The organism is uncultured Thermosynechococcus sp. (assembly GCF_938074695.1).
Lineage (GTDB): Bacteria > Cyanobacteriota > Cyanobacteriia > Thermosynechococcales > Thermosynechococcaceae > Thermosynechococcus.
In genome coordinates, this window is the sequence record NZ_CALJEM010000005.1 from 1 (window position 1) to 26,497 (window position 26,497).

Consider the following 26,497-nt stretch of genomic DNA (forward strand, 5'->3'; position numbering starts at 1 on the left):
GCGCCATCAATGTGCCAATACTCACGGCATAAAAAAAGGTGCCCCAGCTTTGTCGCCCCACCCCGCTAATACTGGGAAAAATAGGCACCCAATGGGAAAGAAGGGTGATCACACCGGCGATCGCTGCGGCCACAATGCCCCAACTCGTGGGGACTCCCAGGGCATAGGCAATGAGGATGACTTGACCGGCACCGATGTGAACTACCTTCCGTGACCATTCTTTGGCATTGGGAAACCCAGCGTGAATGAGTTCTGCGACAACTAGCACTAAGCCCAGCCAACCTGCGACCAAAATCCCTGCCCAGAACATTCCCATTGCTCTCCTCAGTTGGCGGTGGCCCCTTGCTTTGCGGGCTGGGCAAAAAACTGTGTCACAATTTCCAGAATGCGCTCGCTCGCCTGACCATCGCCAAAGGGATTAATTGCCGTTGCCATGCGCTTGTATGCCTCTGAATCCGTGAGCAGCTCAATTGCTGCCGCTGCAATTGTATCCGCGAACGTGCCCACCAGTTTGGCGGTACCGGCAGCAACTGCTTCCGGTCGTTCAGTGGTTTCTCGCAACACCAGTACGGGTTTACCGAGGCTAGGGGCTTCCTCTTGCAGGCCACCGGAATCCGTAAGCAGAAGAGTTGATCCCTTAATCGCTGCCACCAGGGCAGGGTAGTCCAGCGGCTCCGTGAGAAAAACACGGGGATGGTGCTCTAAATAGGCTTTGAGGGGTTCACGCACGGTGGGATTGCGGTGTAGAGGCAACAGCAAGGCAGTGTCGGGCAGGGTGTTCAAAATTTTTAAGAAGCCCTTGGCAATGTCCTCAAGGGGGGCACCCCAGTTTTCACGGCGGTGAACGGTGGCCAAGAGCACTCGGTACCTTTGCCAGTCTAGGCCGGGGACATCACACACAGGCTGGCGATCAACCACCTGTAGGAGGGCATCAATTACGGTATTCCCCGTCCAGTAAATTGGACCTGTGACCCCGGCGGCCTGAAGATTCTTGACGGCTTGCTCCGTAGGGGCAAAATGCAACTGCGCCAATTGGGAAATAAGACGGCGGTTAGCCTCTTCTGGATAAGGATTGTAGAGGTCGTCAGTGCGCAAGCCCGCCTCCACGTGACCCACGGGAATCTGCTGATAAAAGGCGGCAAGGGTAGCGGCAAAGGCGGTGGTCGTATCTCCTTGGACTAACACCAGACGGGGCAGGAGTTCTTGATAGAGTTGCTCAAGTCCTTGGAGAGCGCGACAGGTAATTTCGGTCAGGGTTTGCTGCGGCTGCATAATTGCCAAGTCGCGATCAACCCGCAGGTCAAACAGCGCCATTACCTGATCCACCATTTCGCGGTGCTGCCCGGTGAGAACAACGTAGGGTTCAAAAAGGGGCGATCGCTGGAAAGCTTGAATGACCGGTGCCAGCTTGATTGCCTCCGGGCGTGTACCCAACGTAATACAGATTGGGATGGGGGAAGCAACCATAGCCGCCTAGCTGCTGAGAACAATCATTCTTAGTGTAACCGGAAGGGAGTGTGCCATCCTGATGAAAAGAACTGTATGTTAATAATAGAAGGGAATGCACCGCCATTGCGCTCGCTGAGGTGGCTATGATTGAAATGACCGTTGCTGGAATTGCCCTTGATGCCACTAACCGTAGCACGCCAATTGTGTTGCTCAAAGACGGTGCTGGACGGCGAGCACTGCCGATCTGGATTGGCGATAATGAGGCGCGGGCAATTTTAATGGCCCTGGAAAATCAACGGGCACCGCGACCAATGACCCATGATCTGATGGCGAATATTCTCAATGAATGGAATGTGACCCTAGAGCGGGTGGTGATCCACTCCCTCGAAGACAACACCTACTATGCAGTGCTGACGCTGCGTCAAGGAGAAACGCGCAAGGAAATTGATGCTCGTCCCAGTGATGCCATTGCCCTTGCTCTGCGCTGTGATTGCCCGATTTGGGTGATGGAAGCCGTGGTTGCCGATGCTTCGATCCCCGTGGATCGCGATGCTGACGAGGAAGAACGCCAAGCCTTCCGCCGCTTTCTAGATTCAATTCGGCCCGAAGATTTTGTTCAGCAGGGACGGAGCATGGAGGAGGACTCCTCCGCAGGCTAAAATGCGCTACCGCCGCTTTGGTCGCACGGGGCTAAATCTGTCAGTGTTTTCCCTCGGAACAATGCGTGCCTTGGGCAGTCCTGAGGAGATGCAGGCAGTTATCGAGGGAGCGATCGCCCACGGCATTAACCACATTGAAACCGCTGCCGCCTACGGTGCCAGTGAAACCTATATTGGTCGTGCCCTCAAGGCGCTCGGTCGGCCCACCGTTTTTATTACCACCAAATTATTGCCCCAAGGGGATGCAAATCAGGTACAGCGGCAAATTGAACAATCCCTTGAACGTCTCCAAGTCTCACGGTTAGACGGTGTTGCTCTGCATGGGCTAAATACCCCTGAGCATCTCGCATGGCTGGCCAGTGATGGGATGGCAAGGCTGCGGCAATTGCAAGCAGAGGGGGTGATTGGTGCTCTGGGCTTTTCCAGCCATGGATCGTTATCTGTAATTTTGCAGGCGATCGCCAGTAACCAGTTTGACTTTGTGAATCTGCATTACACCTACTTTCAGCAACGCAATGCTCCGGCGATCGCTGCCGCTGCCGAGCGGGATATGGGGGTTTTCATCATCTCCCCCGCAGACAAGGGGGGACAACTCTACCGGCCTTCCCAACGCCTTCAAGACCTCTGCGCGCCCTTTCATCCTCTGCATTGGAGCTACCGCTGGTTGCTGAGTCAACCTGCCATCACTACCTTGAGCATTGGACCTGCCACGGTTGCCGAGTTGGCTTTTCCCTTAGCCGTGGCCGATCAGGTGGCACCCCTTAGCGCCGCAGAGCAAGCCGTCGGCGATCGCCTGCAAGCAGTGATGCAGGAAACCCTTGGCAAAGATTTATGCCAACAGTGTTATGCCTGTCTGCCCTGCGCAGAGGAGATCCACATCCCGGAGGTATTACGGCTTCGCAACCTAGCTGTCGCCTATGAGATGATTGAATTTGGTAAATATCGTTATGGCATGTTTGGCCGTGCCGGCCATTGGTTTCCCGGCCAACCTGCGAACCATTGCACTGACTGTGGCGAGTGTTTGCCGCGCTGTCCCGGTGGCTTAGAGATTCCTCGGCTCCTGCGAGAGACCCATGAGCAGTTGAAAGGTGCCTCGCGATCGCGCCTTTGGCAGGGAATTTAGGCCGCCAGAGCTGCTTTCTCCATCACAGTTAACAGTTCCCGCCATAGTTTTTGGGTCACCGGGCCCGGACAGCTTGGTAAAACCACATTGTCTATTTGGCGAATTGGCATAAGCAGACGCACCGAGGAACTGAGAAAGGCCTCACTGGCCGTCGCCAGATCCTGTGGGGTGAGAATCACTTCGCGATGGGGCATGCCCAAGTCTACAACAATCTTTAACAGCGTTGCTCGCGTAATTCCGGGGAGGATGCCAACGGTGGTGGGCGGTGTCTCGACTACACCATCACGGACAATCCAGAGGTTACTGGTCGTGGCCTCGGTAATCTGCCCTTGGGCATTGAGCAGAAGGGCGTCCTCAAAACCACTCTGCTGCGCCTCCAATAGCGCCAAGATATTGTTGAGGTAATTGCCTGTTTTGGCCGCAGGATCAAGGGCAGCAGTGCTCGTGCGTTGCCGCTTAGCAATGGTGAGGCGAATTCCCTGTTCACTCAAGGTTGGTTCAGGGGCAATTGCCATCAGCACAATTAATAACCTAGGCTGGGTGGTGGGTTCTGGCAGTAGCCCAATGCGGCGATCGCCCCCACGAGTCACCACAATCCGAATGTAGTATTCTCCCGGTGGAGCAGCCGCTAGGGTGCGCTGGACTTCTTGGCTAATGTACTCATCAGACCACGGCACGCTCATGTAGAGATAGGCCGCTGAGGCTCGCAACCGTGCTAGGTGCTCTGGCAGGGCAAAGGGAATCCCGCGGTAGGTACGAATCACCTCATAAACGCTATCGCCGTAGAGAAACCCGCGATCAAAAACAGAAATCGTGGCCTCCGGCGTAATTACCCCATCCAAATTACAGAGCAACACCCATCGTCTCCCCTAGGGTTGGCGTTCCACTTCCGCTTTCATGCGCTCAAGGGTTTGATGCATTTGATCGAACATCGCTTGGGGAGATAAGCCAAACTGACTCAGTTGCGTTTCCAGTTGTTTGATTGTCATCTGCGCCATAAAGTCATCGGACAACTCAAACCGCTTCATAAAAATGCGGTAGCGATCCATGAGTTCTTCCATCTTTTCGATGTAAATTTTCTTGCCTTCGCGGTCAAACTTGCCGTACTCGGAGCCAAGCTGCATCAACTGCTGGTAGTCCTGAAACAGGCGTTGCGCTTCCTGTTGAACGATTTCCGAATCAAAGAATCCCATATGACTCTGCCCGCTACAGCAACAAGCCAAATGCCAAGCGTTGACCGTTTGGTTTGTCAGTTAGCTGCATTTTATCAAAGGTGCTTTAGGCAGGGGTAAGGGGGAAAACCGATCCTTTGCTCAGGGTTTGTGCCCAGGCGATCGCCGCCAGAAAACTCTGGGGATCTGCCACCCCTGTGCCGGCAATATCAAAGGCCGTACCGTGATCTGGAGACGTGCGAATAAAAGGGAGGCCAATTGTGGTATTTACCGCTTCGCGAAAGGCCAGCATCTTCACGGGAATTAAGCCCTGATCGTGATAGAGAGCGAGGTAGGCATCGTAGGCAGTGGCCGAGGAAAGGCGCCCCCACCAGGCATCGGCAGCCCCAATCCAGAGGGTATCGGGGGGCACAGGGCCAATTAGTTCAACTTGGGGATACTGCTGCTGAGCCGCTGCAAGCCATGGAATCAGCCACATCACTTCCTCTTGGCCTAAGTGTCCCTGCTCACCACTGTGGGGATTCAAGCCAGCAACAGCAATACGAGGCCGCTCCAGATGCCGCCGCTCCCTTAGAAACTGCACCAGCAGTGCCAGTTTTTCATTGAGACGTTCGGGGGTCAGTGCTTTGGGAACATCTTGCAGAGGGATGTGGGTAGTCGCAAGTAAAGTGGTCAGTACCCAGTTTGTTACAGGCGATCGCCCCAAGAACACCATGCCCACATTGGCAGTTCCTGTGAAGTAAGCCAGTACTTCCGTTTGTCCGGGAAAGTGATACCCTGCGGCCTGCCAACTGGCTTTAGAAACGGGTGCAGTAACAATGCCTGCCACCTCGCCGGCGATCGCCCGCCGGATTGCTGTTTCTAAGTAAACAAAGCTGGCCGCTCCACTGACGACACTGGGTTGCCCCGGCACAATCGCCTCATCAAGGGGATGCTCCCAAATCTGAAGCACCGCGGGATCAATAGCTGCCTGTCCCTGCTGACATAGACGAGTGTACGTGTCCTGCAATACCCGCTGTGTACCCGAAATGAAAAACTGCCCCACCACTTCTGCGGGCAGGTGAGCCAAGGCTTTCAGGAGAATTTCTGGGCCAATCCCCGCTGGATCCCCAAGGGTCAGGGCAAGGGACATCCTAAGCTTCTTGGAGAATCGGCTCAGCTGTATCTTCGTCTGTAGCCTCGGGAATGTCTTCAATTACCTCCTCAGTGGCCTCTGCGGTAGCCTGCTGTTGTTGCAGCAGTTGCTGACGATAACGCTCGGCCATTTCTTCGGCCTTTTCATAGACCAACTGCGGGTTTTTCACCATGTCACCGGGCTCTGGCTCCAGTTGCTTGGTGGACAGGGAAATCCGACCCCGCTCGGCATCCAGGTCAATGATCATCACCTTGACTTGGTCATTGACATTGAAAACACTGTGGGGAGTGTCAATGTGATCGTGGGAAATTTCCGAAATGTGCAGCAAACCGCTGACGCCACCAATGTCAATGAAGGCACCATAGGGCTTGATCCCCCGCACAGTTCCGACAACAACCTCGCCCACTTCCAGTTTGTTCATCTTGCGTTCGACAAGGGCACGGCGGTGGCTTAGGACAAGGCGGTTGCGCTCTTCATCCACTTCTAAAAACTTCAGCGGTAGTTCTTCACCCACCAGCTCCTCTTTGTTCACACGGGTGCTGATGTGGGAACCGGGGATAAAGCCCCGCAGCCCTTCAATACGCACAAGGGCACCGCCGCGATTGGTGGCAAAAACCTGGGAGCGAACGGTGGCATCTTCGGCTTGGAGTTGACGGACACGCTCCCATGCCCGCATGTACTCAATACGGCGAATCGAGAGGGTAAGCTGCCCTTCTTCGTTTTCATCCGCCAAGATAAAGAATTCGCGGGTTTCGTTGGGTTGCAGTACTTCTTCCGGACTGTCAATCCGGTTGATAGACATTTCTTGAATGGGGATGTAGGCAGCGGTTTTTGCACCAATGTCAATCAGGGCACCCTTCGGCTCGATACTAAAGACGGTGCCAGCAACAATGTCACCGGGGTGGAAGTGGTAATCGTACCGGTCTAGTAAGGCTGCAAAGTCAGCGTGCGTAAAGCCCACGTCTAACGTTTTTTCCTGATTGACCATGCGAGTGTTTTCCTAGCTCCTTTAACGAAAATGGGGGTGTACGGTGAGTTGTCAAGCGGGCAGAGGTGGGTGCCATACGCAATCATACCAGCGATCGCTCGAACACTTTCTAACTGGATCTACAATCTTAGCCTAGAGTTTGCCTATTGGCTAGCAGGATCGATAAAATTTCTGCCAAGGGTAAGGATAAAAATTTATGTGCTATTGAGGCTCTGGCATGGCACCACTCCACCGCCGACAGGTAAAGCAATTTTGGCAGGAATTTCGTGAATTTGCCCTGAAGGGCAATGTCGTTGATTTGGCGATCGCGGTTGTCGTGGGGGGTGCCTTCGGCCGCATGATCACTTCTGTTGTCGAAGACTTGATGATGCCTCTCATTAATCCGCTGATCCCAGGGGGGGATTGGCGGGAACTCACGGTAGGTTCAGGGATTCGGATCGGTAAGTTTCTAGGTAGCCTACTCGACTTTGGCGTGATTGCCCTCAGCCTGTTTATTCTCCTGAAGCTGATTTTACCCTTGTTGCCCAAGAAGCCCGCTGCGCCTGAGCAACGGCAGTGTCCCTACTGCTTGGAGTCAGTGCCCCTGAAAGCCAGCCGTTGCCGTGCCTGTACCTCTGAACTGCCACCGCTTTAGGAGTCCTCGCCAATGCGATTTTGGCAACGCTGCATCTCTGGGTTCGTGGTGGGGCTATGGCTGGCCATCTTAACCGCTTGTGGCACAGCACCCCCTGTCCAAGGTACCCAGATTGAATTCTGGACGATGCAACTGCAACCCAAATTCACCGACTACTTCAATCGCCTGATTGCCGAGTTTGAAGCCCAACATCCCGATGTCCACGTGCGCTGGGTAGATATTCCTTGGACGGCAATGCAGAGCAAAATTCTCATGGCGGTGTTAGCGGGTACTGCTCCCGATGTGGTAAACCTCAATCCCGACTTTGCGGCGTTATTGGCCGGACGCAATGCGTGGCTGAATTTGAATGACTATGTGCCGCCGGCGGTGCGTGAGCGTTATCTACCGAATATTTGGCAAGCAACCACATTGGAAGGCAAGAGCTTTGCTGTGCCGTGGTACCTGACCTCACGGATCACGATTTATAACAAGGCAATTCTTGCCGCTGCGGGGGTGGATCGCCCCCCCCAAACCTTTGCTGAGCTGGCCAAGGTTGCTAAAGCCGTGAAGGAGAAAACAGGGAAATACGCCTTCTTTATCACGATGGTGCCTGAGGACTCCGCCGAGCTGATGCAAGCCATGGTGCAGATGGGGGTGAAGCTGGTGGACGATCAAGGCCGTGCCGCCTTTAATTCGCCGGCGGGTAAAGCCGCTTTCCAGTATTGGGTTGATCTCTATCGTCAGGGACTTTTGCCCCCCCAAGTGCTCACCGAAGGCCATCGCCAAGGCATCGAACTCTATCAAGCGGGACAAACGGCGCTATTGATGAGCAGTCCGGAATTTTTGAGCGCGATCGCCACCAACGCCCCCAGTATTGCCGCAGTTTCTGCCCCCGCCCCCCAGGTGACCGGCGCAACCGGCAAGAAAAATGTTGCCGTGATGAATTTACTCGTGCCCCGCCAGAGTCGCCATCCTAAACTGGCCGTAGAATTTGCCCTCTTTGTCACCAATGATGAAAATCAACTGGCCTTTGCCAAGGTGGCCAATGTGCTGCCTTCCACTAAAGCAGCCTTAGCGGATCCTTACTTTCGCACCGTCGAAGAAAATGCCCCACCTGGGGACATTGCTCGAGCCGTCAGCGCTGCTCAAATGAACCAAGCAGAGGTACTCCTTCCTCCCCTGCGGGATATTAAGGAGCTGCAACGACTCCTCTACGAAAATTTACAGGCGGTTCTCTTGGGACAGAAGACAATTGATCAAGCCCTCAAGGATGCAGAAACCGCATGGAATAGCCGCTTGGGATAAATGCTCCCCCCTGAAAGGTCAAGGTACTTGGGACTATTGGCGACTTAAGCTATCAAAGCGGATATTGGCTTGAGCCATGCGTCTGAGGGCTTCACCCAAACGATCGCGATCGGCAATGAGGCTGATGCGCACGTATCCTTCTCCCCCTTCGCCAAAGGCATTTCCCGGCGTCACCACCACACCCGTTTCCTGAAGTAGCTTTAGGGCAAAATCGGTAGAACTCATACCCCCCGGCACAGGTACCCACAGATACATGGTGGCCTGGGTCGGCGTCAGTTGCCAGCCCAGTTCATTTAAGCCTTGAATCAGAAAATCACGCCGTTGGCGATAGCGATCGCACACAGCGGCAATGTAGCTATCGGGCAGACTTAAGGCCACCTCTGCCGCCTTCTGCAAAACGGAAAAAACCCCATAGTCTAAATTTGTTTTCAAGGTGCGCAGACCCTGAATAATGTGGCGGTTACCCACCACGAACCCCACCCGCCAACCGGCCATATTGTAGGTTTTCGAGAGGGTGTGAAACTCAACACCAATCTCTTTGGCACCGCGGATTTCCAGTAAGCTGGTGGGTTGGTAGCCGTCGAAGGCCAGTTCGGCATAGCAAAGGTCATGCACGAGGAGGATTTGGTATTCGCGGGCAAAGGCAACAATATCTTCAAAAAAGGAACGGGGAGCGATCGCTGCCGTGGGATTGCTGGGATAGTTAAAGTACAAAACCTTGGCTTGGCGGGCAATGTCGCTGGGAATCTCACTGAGATCAATGAGCCACCCTTTTTCTCGTTTGAGAATGAGGGGATAGATGGTGGCCCCGGCAATCGCAGGACCCCGAAAATGAGCCGGATAGGCCGGGCTAGGCACCAGTACCACATCCCCCGGATTCACATAGGCCAAAGCAAGGTGCGTCAGTCCTTCTTTTGATCCCAACAGGGGTAAGGCTTCGCCCTCAGGATCAAGGGAGACGTTGTAGCGCCGCTGATACCAACGGGTAATGGCTTGACGGAAAACGGCCGTGCCTTCAAAGGGGGGATAGCCGTGGTAGCTCGGTTCCTCAAGGGCAGCGATCGCCGCTTCAATGACCGGCCGCGGAGCAGCGCCATCGGGATTCCCCATACCCAAGTCAATTAAATCCAATCCCTGCTGCCGTGCTTTTAGCTTCAGTTCATCGAGGCGGGCAAACACATAGGGTGGCAATGCTCCTAAGCGATCAGCCGGTTGAATCCACTCTAACCCCATTTAGCGGGCACTCCCATCCAAAACTTTGGCACTGTAACCGACTACGGTGGACACCATTGCTTCCAGCACCAGATCAGGCGTCACGGGAAACGGCAGATAGTGAATATCGGAGTGGGGCATGCAGGCAACCGTGGCAGCGTGCTGGAGTTGTGCCAAGCTGGCCTCTTGAAAGCCCAAGTCCTCTAGACTTAGGGGCAAACCCACCTGTTCGTAAAATTGGCAAAGCTGATGGCGAGCGCTAGCAGCCAATTGACTGCCTTGGACAATTTCTTCCAAGCGCAGTTGCACAAGAATGCCGTAGGCCACTTTTTCCCCGTGAAGTGTGCGCTTGCTTTGGGGCAGTTGGGTTAAACCATTGTGAATAGCATGGGCGGCAACTGTTCGGCATTGGGCACCTCCCAAGCCCCCGATCATCCCCGCCATCAGAACACTGGCATCCACCACATTTTCCCAAGCGGGACTGCCCACATTGGCCAAGGCTTCCGCAGACTGCTGCAAGAGAATATCACGCAATACCCGTGCTTGCTGTACGGCAGCAACAATCAGAGTTTCTTGGCGGTGACCACTACTCACCGAAGCTTCGTACCATTTGGCAAGGGCATCACCAATGCCGGCCAGCAGTGTTCGCTTAGGCGCGGTTTGAATTAGGGCGTAGTCCAACAGTAGCAGATCGGGGCAACGGTGGAGTGCCACATCATAGGCAAAGGCACCGGCCTCTGTATAGATATTAGAAAGGGCCGTCCAAGCGGCACAGGTGGCTGCTGAGGTGGGGATGGTCACCACGGGCAAGTGAAGTTGATGCCCCAAAAGTTTAGCGGTATCTAGCGCTTTACCACCGCCAATGCCAATAATCAGATCGCTGCTTTGCGCCTCTTGGCGGAGCTGGGCCAGGGTGGGTTCACTGCACTCCCCATGGAACGTACCCATGCTGAAGGTGAGATTGTGGGAGCGGGCGATCGCCTGCCACTCCGGCTCAAGCTGCTGATACCGCTGCGGTGAAACCACTAAAAGGGGACGCCGTCCCAACTGAGCAATAGCTTCTCCTGCTTGGGAGAAAATTGACCAACCGCGATAGATGTGGGTAGGTGCAACACAAAGGGGTGAAAACGAAGCAGCAGTCACAGGCCGTACGAACAATGATTATTTAGCTCTCTGGCACCATAGAGCAGCTTTTGCTCTTGCCATAGAGATCTATCTTATCTATACTTAGTTACTTTTCTGCTGACTTTCCGTTTGCACGTACAGAATAATCAAGAACACCGTTGGCACGATAACAAACAGAGCCGTTGCCACTAAGCCGAAAGGATTCACTTCCATGGTCTCTATCCCACAACGCTGAACTTTATTCTATCAATCCTTTGCTTCACTGCGGCGATTCCTCTTGGCCAAGGTGGTGATCACAGACTGGGCAATTTTTTGGGCAGTGACAGGAGCAAGCAGGATGCCGTTGCGGTAGTGACCCGTGGCTAGCCAAGTGCGGTCGTCTAGTTTTTCGATGATCGGTGCCGGGCGATCGCTCGGCCGGGGGCGCAGTCCCTGCCACTGTTGTGTTAAAGGAGCCGTTTTTAGAACCGGCCAAAGTTCAGTGGCGCGTCTATAGAGTTGATCCAAGGCTTGCGGATTCCCGCTTAGGGTGTTGAATTCCACGGTGGCGCCCACCCACACCCGCCCCCAAGGCAAGGGGACAAAGTGAATTCCTTCCGCCGTCATCACTGGGGTATTGACAGGAGTCCCACAGGCAAATTCTAGGGCTTGTCCCAAAACAGGTTCCACAGTGACAGGGCAATCGAGGGCTTGCGTCAGGGGGGTGGTTCCTAGACCCGCCGCTAAGATCAGGTATTCAGTTCCCAGCGAGGCCTGATCCATGTCCAGAATCCACCCCCCTTGGGGCGATCGCTGGAGCTGTCTGACAGGGCTTTGATAGGAGAACTGCACTCCCCGTTGCCGAGCAGCCCGACGCAAAGCTTGGGTCAAGGGTTTTGGCGTCACTTGGCGATCGCCTGTGGCCCAGAGGGCGCCGTGAACAAGTTGAGGATTGAGCAGGGGCAATTGATGCTCTACTTCTTCTGGGGAAAGCCACTGTACCCCTGGGGGGGCCTGTTCCTGCAACCATGCTCGGCTGGCGATCGCCTCCGCTTCCGTGGTGCAAATTTCAACAATGCCTTGGCGCTGGTAGGGAATCTTAACCCCTGTTTGGGCTTCCAGCTCCGGAATCAGGGTTTCATAACGCGCTAAGCTGGCTTGCCGCAGTTGAAAATTACGTCCGCGTCGTCGCCGACTGAGGTGGACAATGAGCACCCCCAGCGCCGCACCGGTGGCTTGCCAGGCCTCCTCTCCCTGCGCCTCAAGGACAAGAATCGGCGTTTCCGCAGGATCAAAGGCACGACTGAGTTCATAGGCGATCGCCGAACCAACGACTCCGGCACCCAGAATTGTGACTGTTGCACTTGCTGGCAGCGCTGTCACAGTGTCGCGACCGTATTGACCAATTCCCAGTTTTCATTTTCGGCAATGGCACGGCTCAAGCGATCAAACCATTCAAAGCAGTGATTATTTTTCTTAAGGGTCAATTCTTTATTTTTAAGTACCAGATCAAACTTTGTGACATCCTTTTGGGACATGGTTTTGTCAATGAGAACTTCAACCGTCACCAGTTGGGACATGGAAATCCTATCAAGGGCGCTCTCCCGCGCAACAACATAATCATCCCCCACATGGGTGACTGTTAAATCGCAGGCTTCTAGGGTTTGCACCAGCTCTTCCTTTAGCCGTGCCCGAGGGAGTGCAATGGTAACAACACGAGCATATCGAGCCATAACCGCCAAGTGGTAAACTAATAATTCGCGAACAATGGTTCTAGTGTAATCACAGAACCAAGGGGGTGTCGTTACTGCTGATATTGGTACAAATCGACAGGGAATGAAGCGCTACCCCCATTGTAGAGTGCTCTGCCGAGGACTAGCAGGATGCCGCGATTATATCAAACCTTTCCCCTAAATTGCTGAATTCATGCATTCTTCTGCCCATCCTTACGCTGGTTTGTTTATTGTCCTAGAGGGGGGAGAGGGTGCCGGCAAAACCACCCAAATGGGGGCGATCGCCACATGGCTGGAGGAGAGTGGTTGGCTGGCAAAATTACGAGCCTCTGACATTGATCCACCCCTACTCCTCACCTGTGAACCGGGGGGAACGCCCCTTGGCCAAAGCCTGCGCCAACTCCTACTCCATAGCAATTTAGAGATTGATCCCATGGCGGAATTGCTCCTCTACGCCGCCGATCGCGCCCAACACGTGGCCAGTAGCATTCGTCCCCACTTGCAACGCGGGGGGATTGTCCTGTGCGATCGCTATACCGCTTCGACGATTGCCTATCAGGGATATGGGCGGGGGCTGGACTTGCAGACAATTGAGCAAATCAATGAAATTGCCACGGGTGGCCTGGCAGCGGATTTAATTCTCTGGTTAGATCTCCCAGTGAGTGTGGGTCTTGCCCGTACCCAGCAGCGGGGAGCTACAGATCGCTTGGAGCAGAATGCAGTGGCCTTCCATGAGCGAGTTCGTCAGGGATTTATGGCTCTAGCACAGGAGGGGGGCAGTCGCTGGCAGCGGATGGATGCCAATCAACCCCCCGATCAGGTGAGTGAAGCGATTCAAAAGTGCCTAGCAGCCCATCTGCACCCCTGGTTTCAGACTTTGAAGGAGCGCTTGCGGCGGGGCGATCGCTAATTGCAAAAGCTCTAGTCCTTCCTGAAAAATCTGCTCAATGGGCAGCATCTGACCCGTGGTGGTCATAAAGCGGTGATCCGGAGTCGCGCAAATGGTTGAACCATCCTCAAGTTGATATTCATATACAGGTCGAAACCCCTGAAAGTGCCACTGGGCAATAGGCTGGGTATAAAGATGTCCTTGGGGATCAAGGCTATAGACATGACAGGCCAACTGTTCCTGCACCAGGCGGCGAATGGGCACAGCGCCGTATTCCACCGTCATCACCGCCGTCTCGCCACTCAGACAGTATTCAGCAAAATCCAGCATCTGCTTAAAGAGTTCCTGGGCCACTGCACTGGGGACACCATTTTTGGCCGCTCCTTCAATAAAGAGAGCCTCGTGTTTTTCCATCTCCTCTTTTTTCTTTTTGCCCATGGCGCGGCGCAGCAGATCCGCTTGACCCAAGGAATACCCCGCCAAGTCCTGCGCCATCCGCATGATCTGCTCTTGATAACAAAGAACTCCGTAGGTTTCGCTTAATATAGGCTTCAAACGCTCATGGGGATATTCAATCGGTTCTCGCCCATGCTTGCGGTTAATAAATTTCGGGATCAGACCCGCATCCAAAGGCCCTGGCCGATAGAGGGCTAGCACAGAAGAGATGTCCTCTAAATTTGAGGGCTTGAGGTCTCGGACAATTTGGCGCATCCCCGAAGATTCCAATTGGAAGATGCCCTCCACTTTGCCTTCCGCAAGGAGTTGATACGTCTTGGCATCGTCAAGAGGCAAGGCATCTAGATCAAGGGTTTTGCCGTGGTTTTTCTGGATCAGTTCCCGCGTTTTTTGGATCATCGTTAGATTCTTGAGACCCAAAAAGTCCATCTTCAAAAGGCCAAGGGACTCTAGATCCTCCATGAAGTATTGGGTAATCACCGCACCATCGTTATTCCGTTGCAGCGGCACCAGTTGATCCAAGGGTTCTGAGGCAATCACCACGCCGGCCGCATGGACGCCATAGGTTTTGTTGGTGCCCTCAAGGCGCATTGCCATATCAATCCAACGGCGCACAACCGGATCACTCTCGTACTTTTCCTTAAACTCCGGCGCAGGCGTGTCGTCGGAGATCATCACTGCTAATTTGACCGGTTTGCCCCGCACCACGGGAATCAGCTTCGCCATTTGATCCGCTTGTCTGTAGGGAATATCCAGTACCCGCGCCACATCCTTGAGCACTGCCTTTGAGGTCATGCGGTTGAAGGTAATGATCTGCGCCACGCGATCGCTCCCGTATTTTTGGGTAACGTACTGGATCACTTCCTCGCGGCGGTCAATACAAAAGTCCGTATCAATATCGGGCATGGACTTGCGCTCAGGGTTCAAAAACCGCTCAAACAGCAAGCCATGGTGCACAGGATCAATGTTGGTAATGCGCAGGGCATAGGCCACAAGGGAACCCGCTGCCGATCCCCGCCCTGGTCCGACGGGAATGTTGTGATCGCGGGCATATTTGATGTAGTCCCAAACCACCAGAAAATAGTTCGAGAACCCCATCTGTTGCAGCATTTTTAATTCATATTCCAGTCGCTGCCGATAGGTGGCATCCAACTGCTGGCGATCGCTGAGGTGAAATCGCTCCAATAGGCCCTGCCACGCCACTTCCTCTAGATAGGTATCCGCCGTATGGCCCGCAGGCACCGGAAACGCTGGACTTTGGGGTTCACGGAAGAGATTGTAGGGTTCAATCTTGTCAGCCACTTCGAGGGTATTGGCCAAGGCCTCCTGAATCACCTCATCGGGCAGGTGATCTCGAAACAGCCGCGCCATTTCAGCAGCGGATTTCAGGTACTCCGTACCGCTGTAGCGCATCCGCTTGTCATCGGTGAGCAGCTTGTTCGTCTGGATACAGAGCAGGGCATCGTGGGCTTCAACGTCATGACAGGAAATAAAGTGGGAGTCATTGGTGGCAATTATTTTGATCCCCAGCTCTTGACCTATGCGCACCAGCTCAACGTTAACCACCCGATCCTCTTGACTGCCGTGGTCTTGAATCTCTAGGTAAAAATCGTCGCCAAAGGTCTCTTGGTACCAACGGGCAACACGGCGCGCCAGATCGGGCTTGCCCTGCAAAATGGCTTGGGGAATCTCACCCCCCAGACAAGCACTGGTGACAATCAGACCCTCGCGATACTGGGCTAACAGTTCTTTATTGATGCAGGGACGGGCAAAAATCCCCTTGCCCTGGAAGCCCTGCAGATGGGAGATCGTGGTGAGCTTGCAGAGATTGTGGTAACCCTGCTTGTTTTTGGCCAACACCACCTGATGATAACGGGGCTTGCGCTCCTGCTTGGTAATGTCCCCGTTAATCACATACATTTCATTGCCGATAATGGGCTTGAGGGGCTTGCCACGGCATAACTTTAGCAGTTCAATTGCGCCATACATTACCCCGTGATCCGTCAGGGCGATCGCCGGCATTCCCAATTCCATTGCCCGTGCCACTAAGTCGGGAAGTTGACTCGCCCCATCCAGGAGACTGTAATCACTGTGAATGTGCAGACCGACAAAGGACATGGGCAATGGAGATCCCCTCAGCGAACGGCGGGAAACTAGGACAACTCAGGCAAGCTGTTGAGATAGGCTTTGAAGTCCGCTTCGGCCTCTCGAAAGCCCTCCTGCGCCACAGCAATGCTATCCAGCTCTGCCCCCTGATCAATCTTTAGAAAGTCATCGGTCAGGGCACGGGTCAAAGCCGTCGGTGTGGCCTGATCCTTGGGCAAGAGGTTGCGGTTGAGAGCACGCATGTCCATCAACATTTCGCCGAGGGGTCCTCGCATAATATTGCGAGCCTCTTGCCAATCTCCCTTGGCTACGCTGACCTCTAAATCGGCAAAGCGTTCGGCGTTTTTCTCAATGTCACTTAGGTAGTCTTGAATGCGAGTAATTTGCAGCTCAGTATAGGTGGGGGGCGGTGGCGTTGTGGCACTAGAGCCGCCACAGCTAACTAAAATAAGGGCAATAACACTTAATAGGATTGAAATTAGGGAGTTTCGATTTAGGCGCAGCATAAAACCTCAGCGGTCAAGGGTGTCATTAAAATACGGTTCTATTCTGCCACGATCCCGTTGCGATCGCCCCCGTCCTAGCATAGGTCGCCTCCCCCAGGAGCCTCTGTAGGGCAATCCCTAACGTTGAGCGGATGCCCCCACACTACAGTTGCTTGAGTGTAGATCACCATGCCCGGATTGGCGCCCTTGGGTTTTTGCACATACTTGCGGCGCGTATAAACCACGGGGACTTGGGCACTGGCGCGGGCTTGGCTATGGTAGGCTGCCACATCCGCTGCGTATTGAATATCTTTGTCACTGGGCACCTCTCCTGCTTCAAGGCGGAGAATCACATGGCTGCCGGGAATTTCTTGGGTGTGAAACCACCAGTCGTAGGGACTGGCGACCCGAAACGTCAGATCCTCATTTTGGCGGTTGTTGCGCCCTACCAGCACAGTAAAGCCGCTGGGTGTCGTGTAGCGGAGGTAAGGACTGGGGGTCGTGGGGGGGCGGTAGTAATCAGGAGCTGTCAAGTATCCCTGTTGAATCAGTTCGGCCTGAATCTCCTCAAGGACATCCAAGGATGTGGCTGTCGCAAGGGTGGCCGCCACTTGATCGAGATAGGCCAGTTCACTTTCCGCAGCCGCAAGGAGAGGGCTAAGGTGCTGTTGGGCGCGTTTAAGTTTTTGCTGTTGCCTGTACAGTTCTTGAGCCGTCTGGATTGCGCTTTTTTCTGGAGAGAGGGCAATGGCGAGGCGTTCTTGGGTTACAAAGTCCATCACAATCAGCTCGGTTACGCCGGGCTGCCACAAATGGGCATGGGCCATCAGTAGGTCGGCAAGATAGCGCTGGCGATCGCCCCCGGCCGCCGCGGCCAAGCGTTCCCGAAAGCCCTCAATCTTGGCTAGGAGTTTCTGGCGTTGGTTCTGTACCGCTTGATGTAACTGTTGCTGAAGTTGCTGTGTTTGCTGCTGCCGCAGTTGATCTTGGTAATAGGTGGCAAGGAGCTGATGGATGGTGAGGCTTGGCTGCAGCTGACTCCCTAGGGGCGGAATGACGCGATAGCCTGTTGGGGTGAATTGGGGGACAAAATGCCCGCTCTCCAGGCAATCCAGCCAGTGCTGCCAATGATCAAACAGCCGTCGCCATTCTTCAGCAGTTAGTTCTGTGGTGCGACTTTCTAGGGGTAATGCGGCATCCACGAGTAATTGCTGTACTAGGGCTGGACTTAGTCCTCGATAGGCCTTGAGGAGCTGCTGACACAATTGTCCCGGAATCAGGCTCACCTGCTGGTGCCACTGCTCAAAAGAAATTTTGCGACTGGGCAGTGCTGACGTTAGAGGGGGTGGGGGTACGTAGGGTTGGCCGGTCAAAATCGGTCGGACGCGCGACTGTTGGGCTTTGACTTGGTGGGCAGCGGTTACAATTTCGCCTTCTGCGTTGACTAGGATGACGTTGCTGTACTTGCCCATGATCTCGGCATAGAGATACCACTGCGTTGCTTCCTGCGGACGGGGGGCAAATTCTAAAACCACCACTCGCTCCCACGGGTTGACTAATCCCACGCGCACAAGGGCAAGGCGATTGAGTTGGGCATGGAGTTGCTGGCTAAAGGTAAATGTGTCGGGTTGGCGCGGTGGCGGTGGTTCAAAGGCAATGCGTGCCGCTTGAGGATGCCAACTGAGGGTTAACCAACCCTGTTTTTTCAGTGTGCGTAGAGCCAGGGCAATGGTGTAGCGATCGCGCTGATAAACCGCTTCTAACCGGGCCGGTAGCCAATGTTGGAGATCGGCACAAACAGCACGCAAGGTGGTCAAGTCAACGGGTTGCACCGTCTAAACTCCGCAACATTTTGAGGGAATCGGCATCAAGCTATACTAGTCTAGCTACTCTCTGGCCTGTTGCCACCGCGTTTTCGTCATGGCACTTTCCCGTCAGTATCCCCCTTCCCTGCCGCTGGCTCAGCCTTGGCGACGGGCGATCGCCACGACCATTGACTTTATCCTGATCTGGCTGACGAGTGTTGTCGGTATCAGGCCGGGAGCCGCCATTCAGTGGGGGCAGCTCTTTGTGTTTGCCTTGGTGTGGTGGCTGCTGCGGGTGGCAATGGTCAATCGTAATAAGGGGCAAAGCCCCGGCCATTGGCTGATGAATGTGCGCCTTTTAGATCAGCGGCAGCGAACTCCGGATCTCCTTTCTCTCAGCAAGCGAGAACTGGTGATTGGCGTGGGGGCACTACTGGCATTGGCGGGTTTGGAGTCCCAAGGGCCTAGTATGGCCTTCATGATCTTGGCACTGCCCCTAGCCGTGGACTGTAGCTTGGCTTGGATTGATGAAGAGCACCGCACGCTCCACGACCGCTTGGGGGGGACAAAGGTATATCGCTGTCGGCGGGGCTTTGCCCTTGATCGCAAGCTCATCGAACTGGTGAGCAAAATCCGCAAAGATCTGCCATAATTAGAGATCGGCTCACTGGATGAATAGGCAAAACCATGGCTAAAGCAAAAGGCGCCAGAATTATTATTACCCTAGAGTGCACGGAATGTCGCACAAATCCGGCGCAGCGATCGCCCGGTGTGTCTCGCTACACCACCACGAAGAATCGCCGCACCACCCCAGGACGGTTAGAACTCAGGAAGTACTGCCGCTACTGCAACAAGCACACCATTCACAAAGAAATCAAATAACTACAAGTAGTTAGAGGAAGGCTATGACATTTTATCGGCGCCGCGTTTCTCCCATTCCCCCCAACCAGCCCATTGACTACAAAGACGTGGATTTACTCCGCCGCTTTATTACGGAGCGGGGTAAAATTCTGCCGCGGCGGGTGACGGGTCTGACGGCTAAACAACAGCGGCAGCTTGCAGTCGCCATTAAGCGGGCACGGATTATGGCGCTCTTGCCCTTCTTGAATCTGGAAGGCTAAGACTTCGCGATCGCCACGCGTATTTAGGAGGGGGAAGTCTAGGCTTGCCCCTTTATTTTTGCTTGCTCTCCCTTCCTTCGTGTGCAAATATGAGAATGGTTATCATTCACCTGTCTGCCTATGCCCATTCGCGCTACGCTGAAGCCTTGGGGAGTTTTGGTTATTCTTGGGGTATTTTTAGGCAGCTGTGCCCCCCAAGCCCAACGACCACAGGAACAACAGACGGCACAAGAGGTAACCCAGCCAGAACCTGAGCTGACAATTGTTACCACCTTCTTGCCCATTACAGCTTTTACGAAAGCAGTTGCGGGCGATCGCGCTAAGGTGGAGCAGCTCCTGCCCCCCAACGGGGAAGTGCATGACTTTCAGGCGCGGCCTGAAGATGTACAACGTCTAAGCAGCGCAAGGGTCTTGGTTAAAAATGGCCTTGGGATGGAAACCTTCCTAGATAAACTCATTGAAAATGCTGCCAACCCCGACCTCAAGATTATTGATACCAGTGCGGGAGTGGCGACTATTGCCAGCGAACAGCACGATCATGATCACCAGTCCGACCACGCTCATGATCCCGGCGGTCACAGCCACGGCAAATTCAATCCCCACATCTGGCTCGACCCCAAGCGTGCCATACAGCAAGTGAAGAATATTCGCGATGGTCTTATTGCCGTTGATCCTGATGGGGCGACAGTTTACGAGAAAAACAGTGTAGCCTTTATTGGGAAATTACAGGCGCTTGATGCACTGGCACGGGAAAAACTCGCCCCCTTTGCCGGCAAAACATTTGTTGTTTACCACGATGTGGCTCCCTACTTTGCTGAAAGCTACAACTTGAAGGCTACTTACCTTGTGGGCATCCCTTCAGTTAATCCGTCCCCAGCCGATGTGAAGCGGGTGATGCAAGCGGTACAACAAAGTGACCTAAAAACGCTCCTGACTGAACCGGGTCAGGAACAGGTCTTTGAGAGCCTAGCTAAGGATTTGGGGGTGCGGGTGAGTGTATTTGATCCCCTAGAGCGTGCTCCCTCGGCAGCAGATCTCACCCCTGCCTACTTCCTGCAAACTATGGAGCAAAATATTCGCAATCTGGCTGAGGCTTTTGGGGCGCAACAGCGCGCCTATCGTCGTCCTGACTCAATTGCTGTGGTGGGATCATGGATGCGGGTGAACGCGCCTGTCGGGGCGGCGCTGTGAGTGAATACCTACTAGAGGTGGAAAATCTCTGGGTGCGGCGGGGCGATCGCTGGGCAGTGGAAGGGGTGTCCTTTACCCTGTTGCCCCGTATGAACATGGCGGTTATTGGTCCCAATGGTGCAGGCAAAAGTAGCTTGATCCAAGCCATTCTTGGCATTATCCCCTACCAGCAGGGACGGGTGACCCTCTTGGGACACGGCATGAGGTATCGTCGTACCCTCCCCTATGTGCGCCAGCAGGTGGCCTACTTACCGCAAAACTTTCAGTGTGATCCGCGTATTCCCATCACTGTGGCGGAATTTGTCGGGTTGGGCTGGGGGCAACCCACATGGCAGTGGCCTTGGCAGTACCGAAAGCAGCGCGATCGCGCCATCTTTGAAAGTCTCCAGCGTCTGCACCTAGAGCATCTTGCGGCACAACCCATGAGTTCCCTTTCGGGTGGTGAAACCAAGCGTGCCCTGTTGGCCTATTGCTTAGTGCAACCCCGTCGTCTTTTGATTTTGGATGAAGCCCCCGCGGGTTTGGATCTCCATAGTGAGCAACAGTTCTACGATCTATTGGAGACCCTCAAAGCCAGTGAAGGTTGGGCGGTTCTCCAGGTTTCCCATCACCTAGAGCGGGTAAGGGCAACCTGTGATCAAGTTTTGTATCTAGATCGCTCTGTCCAAGGGCTAGGAACCCCTGAGCGGGTGCTTCAACAGTTTGCTGCTTAAACTTGCAATTCTCTCCTAAAGAAATCGAGCAGGATTCGCCGATGGATATTTCCCAAGGGGCGATCTTCCCCTAGGGATTTGGCGTAGTGAACCCCCGCCACCACAGAATCATAGGGTACCCAGTCCATGCCCTGTCCTTCGTTGAGTACTAAGGTTTCCAGTTCACAGGTTAAAGGGCCTGTGAAAATATAGCGATGCACTTGGGGATCGTGGTACTCTCCAAAAAAGGTCAGGTGGGATGGGTGGTAGCCAATTTCCTCGTACACTTCCCGCTGCACACCATCTATCGGAGCTTCTTCGGGTTCAAGGTGGCCGCCAAATAGTCCCCAGTGGCCGGGATACAGAATATTGGGATTGTCATCCCGCAGTTGCATCAGCACGCGATCGCCTTGGTAGAGAATGGCAAGGGCAACGGGAACAATTGTCGTTGCTGGCATTGTCTTGCAAAATAGGTCTTTAGATCTACAGTACCCTAAAAGTGAAAATCTTAAAGTAAAATGAAAAGCATAGCCCCTCAAGAAGGTGGCAGGTTGCCATAGCTAAAACAATCACCACGGCAATCCAGGGTGAACCGGACGCAAGAGTGCATTTGTTAGAGTGTGTTGCCGTTGGATTCAAGCAAAGTCAAGACTGCTCACCCCTATAGCAAATTTTGCGTTCTTACATCCCTTTTATAAGATTTTACAAATTGGTACATAGTGGTACATTCTTAAGATTGTCTTAATATTTCTCTTGGGGCTCTCTGACCACTTGATTTCTTTTGTGGAGTTCATTGTCCTATGTTTTACCGTTTAGCCGAACAACACCGCCAGTTTATTCGCGACTTAGTGCTCAATCTCCAAGCCCTAGCGATCGCCTTGGAAAATCGAGGCTACATGGCCTCTTGCTACACCTGTGGCGGTGAACTCAACAGTGCCTCCTTCATGGTCAGTTTGGCCGACAACCACTTAATTCGCTTCCTGGTCTCTGACTATGGGATCACTTGGACTGAAATGCGCGATGACCGCGAACTCATGAAACTGGAAGGGGCAGAGGCCATTAACCAACTCCAAGAACTGGCCAATCTGCTTAAGGAAGCCTGTGTTCCAGCAACGGTGTAACGACGCTCGCCCAACACAGGGATACCGCAACCCCTTAAGCCCTCCCCGGCATTGTGCTGGAGATCGAGCCTCAGTGCTAGCTTAGAAGTAGCACCTCTCAATGGTACCTCTCTTCCGTTGACCCCCACCCTCGATGACTGAAGACTCCCTTAGTTGGCAACACCAGTACCTCAGCGTTAACCAAGTGCGCCTGCACTATGTCACCCAAGGCAGCGGTGATCTGGTGATCTTGTTGCACGGCTTTCCAGAGTTTTGGTACTCTTGGCGATTTCAAATTCCTGTACTAGCTCGTCATTTCAAGGTTGTGGTGCCCGATTTGCGGGGCTACAATGACTCCGAAAAACCAGACCACGGCTATGATCTCGATACCCTTAGCCAAGATGTAACGGCACTGATCCAAGAACTGGGCTATGAGCGAGCACATATTGTCGGCCATGATTGCGGTGGCCTGATTGCTTGGCACGTAGCGGCACGCTTTCCGCAGAGGGTACAGCATTTAGCGGTCTTGAATACCCCGCACCCCTACCGGATGGGACTAGAACTCTGGCAGCAGCTACAGCATTTTTGGCGCAACTGGCCACTTTTGGCCTGTCATATCCCCGGCTTGGCGGAGTACTGGCTAGGGCATAACCTGCGTAGTTTTTTGCAGGATCTCTTTCAACGCTACTCCATCCGCAAGGCTGCTTTTTCAGCAGAAACCGTGCAACTCTATCAAGCGGCTCTGGAAAAAGCGGGGGCGATCGCTGCCGTTCTTAAAAGTTACCGCCATCTTTTTTCACCCCAACAGTGGTGGCACCAACTACAACAGCACACGGAGGCCATTACGAGTCCCACCCTTATTCTCTGGGGCGCCGATGATCCCCTCGCCCAACCCAGTCTTGCCAATGGTATCGAAGCATGGCTCCATGGGCCGTGGCGGCTGAAATACCTGCCCGACTGTGGCCACTGGGCACAACAGGAAGTCCCTGGTCTAGTGAATCGCGAACTCCTTGCCTTTTTGCGTGCATGAAAAATCCCCCCACCGCTAGGCAGGGGGAAGGAAGTTTATCCATTGAACCAACTAGCTTAGGCCAGCCACTCCAGCACCGCTTCTTCCTTGGTATTGGTGCGGCGTTCGGGGGTTTCCCGCGTAAACTTCATGTGAATGGCGCGGGTTTGTTCGCCATCGGCTGCCACTGCCAAGATCGGGAAGTCAATGAGGCCATCTTGGAAGGACATCTGGAAGCGGAATGTGCCATCGGGATTGAGTTTGATGGGGCGCCCACCAATCGTGACGGTGGCATCCGGCTCCGTAGCCCCATAGACAATGAGTTCAGCGTCGGCCACCAGCCAGAATTTGCGCGGACGAATGGGGGCTGCCGAAGCTGAGAAACCAACCCCCGACATCGTCAGCCCCGAAACCGTCGGCACAGCCCATAGCCCAACCCCAGAGGGGAAGACGTAGGAACTGATGGCCATTGCCGGCAACTGGGAGATGGAGCCGGGGACTTGGTGCATGGAGCCAAACAGGGAACCGGCCACCCGCTGGGCTTCTGCCCCCTCGGCCATGGCAAAAATGCCTTCGTAAATGGGATTGGGTTCGCCGCCGCCGGCCAAGGGTGCCCCCAGATCAAAGACCGTTTTGCCCCGCAGATCCATGTCCCAATCCACCGTAATGAATTGATCCCAGACCCAATCGGAGGGGTAGGTGGGAGGAATATGAACGGCAGCAGAACGGGCGAGGACTAACCAGCGGCCATCGGCGCAGCGGTAACCAATTTCCACCACATAGTCGCGATCGCTCACCGGAATCGGTAGATACCACTCCCGCGCCAACTCATCGCAGGGGTACTCCTGAACACTGTGGGGAATTTGGTTGTCAAGGTTGATATTGGTGGCATCGTAGAGTCGTAGAGCCAGTTGCTGACCCCCTTGCCGCCGCAGTTCTTCGCGGTGCTCGTTGGGCACATCCCAATAGGCGTAGGCCCACTGGGGATCACGGGGCATCAAGACAATGCGGCTTTCCCCATAGCCACCGGGCAAATCCCCAAGGCCTTCATCCACTGAGGCCAAAAGCATATCCTCTTGAGCAGGACCAAGGTCAAACTTTGCTGCTTCCACTTTTTCTTGCGACTCCAGACTAGAGGGGACAGGTTGTACAGAAATGGTGGTGGTTGCTCCGTTGGCTTGTGCCTGTTTTTCACGGATAGCAGCGAGGAGTTGATCTTTGCGCATACGGCTATAACGGGGTACTTGCAGTTCACTGGCCACGCGCCGTAACTGCCGCAATGTCATTTCTTCTAAAGGGGGGCGATCTTTCGGCATGGGTGCCTCCTTATCGTGGGTTGATGACAGGGCTATCCTTTGCCCTTGATCTTTGGCAAAAAAGCTTTGAGGCGTCAAGGGAATCGCGGCATACCCCTAGGAATTTATACGCAGTTTATCCCTTTGCGGGGATCAAATGTTAGAGTTTCATAACATTTATTCGGCATGGAGATCAGGATAGTAGTTTGCAATCCCTGTTGGCGCTGCCTTTCCTAGGGAGCAAGGGAGTATAGTTAAAGATGTATTCTTGGACTCTCTCTAAGAATCGCGTGACGTAACCGATACCCTGCTGTTATGACAATCGCTCCGAGCCGCTCCCTCGCTGACCTTTGCCGTGCTGACTTTCCGATTTTGGCGCGACAGGTACACGATCGCCCCTTGATTTATTTTGACAATGCTGCCACTTCCCAAAAGCCCTTGGCGGTTCTCAATACCCTTGAGGACTACTACCGCCGCTACAACGCCAATGTCCATCGGGGCGTCCACACCCTCAGTGCTGAGGCCACCACGGCTTACGAGGGGGCACGGGAGAAAGTGGCGCGTTTTGTCAATGCTGCCCATTCCGAGGAGATTGTCTATACCCGCAATGCCAGTGAGGCAATTAACCTCGTTGCCTATAGCTGGGGGATGAATACCCTACGGGAAGGGGATGAAATCATCCTGACGGTGATGGAGCACCACAGCAATTTGATTCCGTGGCAGTTTGTTGCCCAGAAAACCGCTGCTCGCCTCAAGTTTGTGGAACTCACCCCAGAGCAGACGTTTGATCTCAACCACTACGAAAGCCTTTTGAGCGATCGCACGCGCTTGGTGGCGGTCGCCCATGTCTCCAACACGCTGGGGTGCCTCAACCCGATTCCGGAGATTGTCCGCCTTGCCCATGCCAAGGGGGCGCGGGTACTGGTGGATGCTTGCCAAAGTGTGCCTCACCTTCCCGTTGATGTGCAACAGTTGGGCTGTGATTGGCTTGTGGCCTCCGGTCATAAAATGTGTGCACCCACAGGGATTGGTTTTCTCTGGGGACGTGCGGAGCTGCTGCGGCAAATGCCTCCCTTCTTGGGCGGTGGCGAAATGATTGCCGATGTCTTTCTCGACCATGCCACCTATGCCGATATTCCCCATAGGTTTGAGGCGGGAACGCCCGCTATTGCCGAGGCGATCGCCCTTGGTGCAGCGGTAGATTACCTGAACCGGTGGGGGATGGAGCACATCCATGCCTATGAACAGGAACTCACGGCCTATCTCTTTGAACGCCTCCAAGAGCTTCCCGGCGTGACGGTGTATGGCCCGAAGTCGGGCGATCGCGCTGCCTTGGCCAGCTTTACCGTGGAGGGGGTTCACCCCCATGATCTCTCGACCATTCTTGATCAGGCGGGGATTGCCATCCGAGCGGGACATCACTGCACACAGCCTTTGCACCGCCATTTAGGGGTTCAATCCACGGCACGGGCAAGTCTCTATTTCTACAACACCCGCACTGAAATTGATCAGTTTATTACTGCCCTTAAGGAAGCGATTGACTTCTTTAGGGATGTCTTTGCCTAGAGCTTGAGGCTGAGGAGTTCACTGGCTTGGGCGTGAAAACCGGCACTGGTGAGGGCATGGCGGGCGCGATCGGCATCCTCAACGCGAAATTGCGGCCCTAGGCGAACATACTGGGTGTGGTAGCCATCGGTTACTTTGACCACCACCGGCACCTTGGGCATCTCTCCCGCCTGTTGTTTGAGCACCTCCGAGAGGCGATTTTGGGCTTGAAGGTCCCCTGCCTGTTCCACGGGTAAATTCACCAGCACTAGTTTCACCTCTTCAAGGGGTTCGGCATCTTCAATCAGCA

General features: G+C 54.2%; 28 protein-coding genes and 2 pseudogenes. 13 read left to right on the forward strand and 17 right to left on the reverse strand.

The window, feature by feature from the left end:
- Window positions 1–310: pseudogene (locus Q0683_RS00740) on the reverse strand (phosphatidate cytidylyltransferase); the annotation flags it as partial.
- Between the two features lie 14 nt (window positions 311–324).
- On the reverse strand, window positions 325–1,467 hold the full coding sequence (gene wecB / locus Q0683_RS00745) for a non-hydrolyzing UDP-N-acetylglucosamine 2-epimerase (protein ID WP_298613596.1): 1,143 nt from the start codon (window positions 1,465–1,467) through the stop codon (window positions 325–327).
- A 125-nt stretch (window positions 1,468–1,592) separates the two neighbouring features.
- On the opposite strand from wecB, the gene Q0683_RS00750 reads away from it, so the two are divergent.
- Together Q0683_RS00750 and Q0683_RS00755 are read left to right on the forward strand one after the other, a co-directional pair.
- Window positions 1,593–2,108, forward strand: coding sequence for a bifunctional nuclease family protein (locus tag Q0683_RS00750; RefSeq protein ID WP_298975737.1), 516 nt, complete (start codon window positions 1,593–1,595; stop codon window positions 2,106–2,108).
- Between the two features lies 1 nt (window position 2,109).
- Window positions 2,110–3,231 (forward strand): aldo/keto reductase, encoded by a 1,122-nt coding sequence (locus Q0683_RS00755; protein ID WP_298975740.1) that lies wholly within the window; start codon window positions 2,110–2,112, stop codon window positions 3,229–3,231.
- Here the strand turns inward: Q0683_RS00755 and Q0683_RS00760 are convergent.
- The 4 genes from Q0683_RS00760 to Q0683_RS00775 all read right to left on the reverse strand — a co-directional run bounded on the left by Q0683_RS00760 (window position 3,228) and on the right by Q0683_RS00775 (window position 6,526).
- Complete coding sequence (locus Q0683_RS00760) at window positions 3,228–4,088, reverse strand: aminotransferase class IV (RefSeq protein ID WP_298613586.1); 861 nt, start codon at window positions 4,086–4,088, stop codon at window positions 3,228–3,230. The genes Q0683_RS00755 and Q0683_RS00760 overlap by 4 nt on opposite strands.
- Before the next feature lie 12 nt (window positions 4,089–4,100).
- Complete coding sequence (locus Q0683_RS00765) at window positions 4,101–4,424, reverse strand: DUF1825 family protein (RefSeq protein ID WP_298613583.1); 324 nt, start codon at window positions 4,422–4,424, stop codon at window positions 4,101–4,103.
- 85 nt (window positions 4,425–4,509) lie between these two features.
- The gene (pdxA, locus tag Q0683_RS00770) at window positions 4,510–5,535 is read right to left on the reverse strand and encodes a 4-hydroxythreonine-4-phosphate dehydrogenase PdxA (RefSeq protein WP_298613580.1); all 1,026 of its coding nucleotides are present in this window, start codon (window positions 5,533–5,535) and stop codon (window positions 4,510–4,512) included.
- Window position 5,536: 1 nt separating this feature from the next.
- Window positions 5,537–6,526, reverse strand: coding sequence for a 30S ribosomal protein S1 (locus Q0683_RS00775; RefSeq protein ID WP_298613577.1), 990 nt, complete (start codon window positions 6,524–6,526; stop codon window positions 5,537–5,539).
- 217 nt (window positions 6,527–6,743) lie between these two features.
- Here Q0683_RS00775 and mscL point away from each other — a divergent pair, with 217 nt between their 5' ends.
- Entirely contained in the window at window positions 6,744–7,160 is a 417-nt protein-coding gene (mscL, locus tag Q0683_RS00780) for a large conductance mechanosensitive channel protein MscL (protein WP_298613574.1), read from the forward strand.
- A 12-nt stretch (window positions 7,161–7,172) separates the two neighbouring features.
- Window positions 7,173–8,444 carry an ABC transporter substrate-binding protein gene (locus Q0683_RS00785; RefSeq protein WP_298613572.1) on the forward strand — a complete coding sequence of 424 codons (1,272 nt, stop codon included), beginning with the start codon at window positions 7,173–7,175 and terminating at the stop codon, window positions 8,442–8,444.
- A 33-nt stretch (window positions 8,445–8,477) separates the two neighbouring features.
- Here Q0683_RS00785 and Q0683_RS00790 read toward each other — a convergent pair whose 3' ends face one another.
- From Q0683_RS00790 to Q0683_RS00810, 5 genes are all read right to left on the reverse strand, one after another.
- Window positions 8,478–9,677, reverse strand: coding sequence for an aspartate aminotransferase (locus Q0683_RS00790; protein WP_298613569.1), 1,200 nt, complete (start codon window positions 9,675–9,677; stop codon window positions 8,478–8,480).
- Window positions 9,678–10,799: an iron-containing alcohol dehydrogenase family protein gene (locus Q0683_RS00795; RefSeq protein WP_298613566.1), complete on the reverse strand. Its 1,122-nt coding sequence runs from the start codon at window positions 10,797–10,799 to the stop codon at window positions 9,678–9,680.
- An 84-nt stretch (window positions 10,800–10,883) separates the two neighbouring features.
- On the reverse strand, window positions 10,884–10,994 hold the full coding sequence (gene psbM / locus Q0683_RS00800) for a photosystem II reaction center protein PsbM (protein ID WP_298613563.1): 111 nt from the start codon (window positions 10,992–10,994) through the stop codon (window positions 10,884–10,886).
- 33 nt (window positions 10,995–11,027) lie between these two features.
- Window positions 11,028–12,143 (reverse strand): FAD-binding oxidoreductase, encoded by a 1,116-nt coding sequence (locus tag Q0683_RS00805; RefSeq protein ID WP_298613560.1) that lies wholly within the window; start codon window positions 12,141–12,143, stop codon window positions 11,028–11,030.
- Entirely contained in the window at window positions 12,140–12,493 is a 354-nt protein-coding gene (locus Q0683_RS00810) for a hypothetical protein (RefSeq protein ID WP_298613557.1), read from the reverse strand. The genes Q0683_RS00805 and Q0683_RS00810 overlap by 4 nt, the downstream gene beginning before the upstream one ends.
- 193 nt (window positions 12,494–12,686) lie before the next feature.
- Between Q0683_RS00810 and tmk the strand changes: the two genes are divergently transcribed.
- A complete protein-coding gene (gene tmk, locus Q0683_RS00815; RefSeq protein ID WP_298975746.1) occupies window positions 12,687–13,403 on the forward strand; it encodes a dTMP kinase in 717 nt (238 codons plus the stop codon).
- Here the strand turns inward: tmk and Q0683_RS00820 are convergent.
- From Q0683_RS00820 to Q0683_RS00830, 3 genes are all read right to left on the reverse strand, one after another.
- Complete coding sequence (locus Q0683_RS00820; protein ID WP_298975747.1) at window positions 13,338–15,956, reverse strand: DNA polymerase III subunit alpha; 2,619 nt, start codon at window positions 15,954–15,956, stop codon at window positions 13,338–13,340. The genes tmk and Q0683_RS00820 overlap by 66 nt on opposite strands.
- 35 nt (window positions 15,957–15,991) lie before the next feature.
- Window positions 15,992–16,450 (reverse strand): photosystem II protein PsbQ, encoded by a 459-nt coding sequence (gene psbQ / locus Q0683_RS00825; protein ID WP_298614132.1) that lies wholly within the window; start codon window positions 16,448–16,450, stop codon window positions 15,992–15,994.
- 74 nt (window positions 16,451–16,524) lie between these two features.
- Window positions 16,525–18,261 carry an NFACT family protein gene (locus Q0683_RS00830; protein WP_298975750.1) on the reverse strand — a complete coding sequence of 579 codons (1,737 nt, stop codon included), beginning with the start codon at window positions 18,259–18,261 and terminating at the stop codon, window positions 16,525–16,527.
- A gap of 88 nt (window positions 18,262–18,349) precedes the next feature.
- On the opposite strand from Q0683_RS00830, the gene Q0683_RS00835 reads away from it, so the two are divergent.
- From Q0683_RS00835 to Q0683_RS00855, 5 genes are all read left to right on the forward strand, one after another.
- Window positions 18,350–18,886, forward strand: a complete 537-nt coding sequence (locus tag Q0683_RS00835) for an RDD family protein (protein ID WP_298614136.1) — start codon at window positions 18,350–18,352, stop codon at window positions 18,884–18,886.
- 35 nt (window positions 18,887–18,921) lie between these two features.
- Window positions 18,922–19,116: a 50S ribosomal protein L33 gene (gene rpmG, locus Q0683_RS00840; RefSeq protein ID WP_298614138.1), complete on the forward strand. Its 195-nt coding sequence runs from the start codon at window positions 18,922–18,924 to the stop codon at window positions 19,114–19,116.
- Between the two features lie 23 nt (window positions 19,117–19,139).
- Window positions 19,140–19,355 (forward strand): 30S ribosomal protein S18, encoded by a 216-nt coding sequence (gene rpsR / locus Q0683_RS00845; RefSeq protein WP_298614140.1) that lies wholly within the window; start codon window positions 19,140–19,142, stop codon window positions 19,353–19,355.
- Between the two features lie 120 nt (window positions 19,356–19,475).
- Window positions 19,476–20,546, forward strand: coding sequence for a metal ABC transporter substrate-binding protein (locus Q0683_RS00850; RefSeq protein WP_298614142.1), 1,071 nt, complete (start codon window positions 19,476–19,478; stop codon window positions 20,544–20,546).
- On the forward strand, window positions 20,507–21,259 hold the full coding sequence (locus Q0683_RS00855) for a metal ABC transporter ATP-binding protein (RefSeq protein WP_298614144.1): 753 nt from the start codon (window positions 20,507–20,509) through the stop codon (window positions 21,257–21,259). The genes Q0683_RS00850 and Q0683_RS00855 overlap by 40 nt, the downstream gene beginning before the upstream one ends.
- Here the strand turns inward: Q0683_RS00855 and Q0683_RS00860 are convergent.
- Window positions 21,256–21,696 carry an NUDIX hydrolase gene (locus Q0683_RS00860; protein WP_298614146.1) on the reverse strand — a complete coding sequence of 147 codons (441 nt, stop codon included), beginning with the start codon at window positions 21,694–21,696 and terminating at the stop codon, window positions 21,256–21,258. The genes Q0683_RS00855 and Q0683_RS00860 overlap by 4 nt on opposite strands.
- Window positions 21,697–22,038: 342 nt before the next feature.
- On the opposite strand from Q0683_RS00860, the gene Q0683_RS00865 reads away from it, so the two are divergent.
- Together Q0683_RS00865 and Q0683_RS00870 are read left to right on the forward strand one after the other, a co-directional pair.
- Window positions 22,039–22,359 (forward strand): DUF1815 family protein, encoded by a 321-nt coding sequence (locus Q0683_RS00865; protein ID WP_298614148.1) that lies wholly within the window; start codon window positions 22,039–22,041, stop codon window positions 22,357–22,359.
- A 133-nt stretch (window positions 22,360–22,492) separates the two neighbouring features.
- Window positions 22,493–23,368, forward strand: a complete 876-nt coding sequence (locus Q0683_RS00870) for an alpha/beta fold hydrolase (protein WP_298975752.1) — start codon at window positions 22,493–22,495, stop codon at window positions 23,366–23,368.
- A gap of 56 nt (window positions 23,369–23,424) precedes the next feature.
- On the opposite strand, the gene Q0683_RS00875 is transcribed toward Q0683_RS00870, so the two are convergent.
- A complete protein-coding gene (locus tag Q0683_RS00875; RefSeq protein ID WP_298614151.1) occupies window positions 23,425–24,663 on the reverse strand; it encodes a DUF4912 domain-containing protein in 1,239 nt (412 codons plus the stop codon).
- A 294-nt stretch (window positions 24,664–24,957) separates the two neighbouring features.
- Between Q0683_RS00875 and Q0683_RS00880 the strand changes: the two genes are divergently transcribed.
- Window positions 24,958–26,208, forward strand: a complete 1,251-nt coding sequence (locus Q0683_RS00880; RefSeq protein ID WP_298614153.1) for a SufS family cysteine desulfurase — start codon at window positions 24,958–24,960, stop codon at window positions 26,206–26,208.
- Here Q0683_RS00880 and Q0683_RS00885 read toward each other — a convergent pair.
- A pseudogene (locus tag Q0683_RS00885) lies at window positions 26,205–26,497 on the reverse strand (trans-splicing intein-formed DNA polymerase III subunit alpha C-terminal partner DnaE-C); the annotation flags it as partial. The gene Q0683_RS00880 and the pseudogene Q0683_RS00885 sit on opposite strands and share 4 nt — an antisense overlap.